This window comes from Burkholderia sp. E168m23 (assembly GCF_016586125.1).
In the GTDB taxonomy this organism is placed as follows: domain Bacteria; phylum Pseudomonadota; class Gammaproteobacteria; order Burkholderiales; family Burkholderiaceae; genus Burkholderia; species Burkholderia orbicola.
In genome coordinates this window covers 1-1,687 of record NZ_BCPP01001238.1, presented here as the reverse complement: position 1 = coordinate 1,687, position 1,687 = coordinate 1, and the positions used below count along the sequence as shown (strand labels likewise).

Here is a 1,687-nt window from a genome sequence, read left to right as displayed (position 1 = left end):
TGCACGGCGACTGCCTGACGATCACCGGCCGCACGATCGCCGACGAGCTGAAGGACGTGCCGGCCGTGCCGCGCGCGGACCAGCATGTGATCTTCCCGATCGACCGCGCACTGTACAAGGAAGGCCACCTGGCGATCCTGAAGGGCAATCTCGCGGAAGACGGCGCGGTCGCGAAGATCACCGGCCTGAAGAACCCGGTGATCACGGGCCCGGCGCGCGTGTTCGACGACGAACAGAGCGCGATGGACGCGATCCTCGGCGACCGGATTCGCGCGGGCGACATCCTCGTGCTGCGCTACCTCGGCCCGCAGGGCGGCCCCGGCATGCCGGAAATGCTCGCGCCAACTTCCGCGATCATCGGCAAGGGACTCGGCGAATCGGTCGGCTTCATCACGGACGGACGCTTCTCGGGCGGCACCTGGGGCATGGTGGTCGGCCACGTCGCGCCGGAAGCGTTCGTCGGCGGCACGATCGCGCTGGTGCAGGAAGGCGATTCGATCACGATCGACGCGCACCGGCTGCTGCTGCAATTGAACGTCGACGAGGCGGAACTCGCCCGGCGCCGCGCCGCGTGGCGACAGCCGGCGCCGCGCTATACGCGCGGGGTGCTCGCGAAATTCGCGGTGCTCGCACGACCGGCGAACCAGGGGGCGGTCACGGGTTGAAGCAGGGCCGCAAGGCATGCGACCCCGATAAACGAGGCCGCCGGGAACGCGCAAAACGTGCTTCCCCTTTGCTTCTATAATGCGCGGACCATGAAGCCGGCCGTCCCCGCCGGCGGAGAACCGCATGAAACAGACGATATTGCGCGTGCTGCTCGCCACGCTGCTGACCGGCAGCGCGGCGGCGGCGCGTGCCGACCAGACCGACGGGCTCGCGCTGGCGCAGCGCAAGAACTGCATGGCGTGCCATGCAATCGGCAAGCCGCTGATGGGCCCGTCGTTCCACGACATCGCCGGCAAGTACGCGGCGCGCGGCGACGCCGCCGATTATCTGGCGCAATCGATCGTAAAAGGCAGCGTCGGCGTATGGGGCAGCGTGCCGATGCCCGCCAATACGCAACTGACGAGCATCGAAGCCCACACGCTCGCCCAGTGGGTGCTGTCGGTCCGCTGAATCGGATACTCGCGCGGCGTACCCGCGCCGTGTGCAGTGCGCAGCAAGAAGGCGGCCTGGTACTGGCCGCGCCACACCTCTGCGGCGCCTTCGCAAGCCCTTACCGGACCCGCCCCCTCTTTTTCGCCAGCGCGAAAGATCGGCCGTTCAGCCGGAATGACCGACGCGACGGCGGGCGATCTCTTCATCGACCGCATCGCGCACCCAGTCCATCACCTCGGTTTCCAGCGCGAGGGCGACTTCGCGCGTGATCTGGCCGACCAGCCAGGCCGAATGCTCGTGCAGCGCATCGCGACAGCGCGCTTCGATGGCGTCGCGCCCCGCACCGGTCAGATAATTCGTCAGCCGATTGCGCAGCCGTTCGGCGATGTGCTGCGCATCTTCCGGCGTCAGCCCCGCTGCGGCCTGCGCGTCCGGCTGCGGCGCTGCACTCGGCAGGTCCGCCTGCGGCATCGCCGTGCCGGGCGCGTGCGCAACCGCTTCGGGCGCAATCGCGGCGAACGTGTGCGGCGGCAGGTCGTCATCGACCAGCGACGAGCGCAGCGGCGCCGTCATCGCTGCCGCGTCTTCT

The 1,687-nt window shown here is 69.0% G+C and carries 3 protein-coding genes; 2 read left to right on the top strand and 1 reads right to left on the bottom strand.

The annotated features are described in order from the left end of the window. On the top strand, positions 1-665 hold a 665-nt coding region (locus JMF90_RS36105; RefSeq protein ID WP_201326253.1), incomplete at its 5' end, for a dihydroxy-acid dehydratase. A gap of 124 nt (positions 666-789) precedes the next feature. Then, positions 790-1,116 (top strand): c-type cytochrome, encoded by a 327-nt coding sequence (locus JMF90_RS36100; RefSeq protein ID WP_006478085.1) that lies wholly within the window; start codon positions 790-792, stop codon positions 1,114-1,116. 147 nt (positions 1,117-1,263) lie between these two features. Here JMF90_RS36100 and JMF90_RS36095 read toward each other — a convergent pair. Further along, the coding region (locus JMF90_RS36095) for a DUF2486 family protein (protein WP_201326252.1) at positions 1,264-1,687 on the bottom strand (424 nt) is incomplete at its 5' end.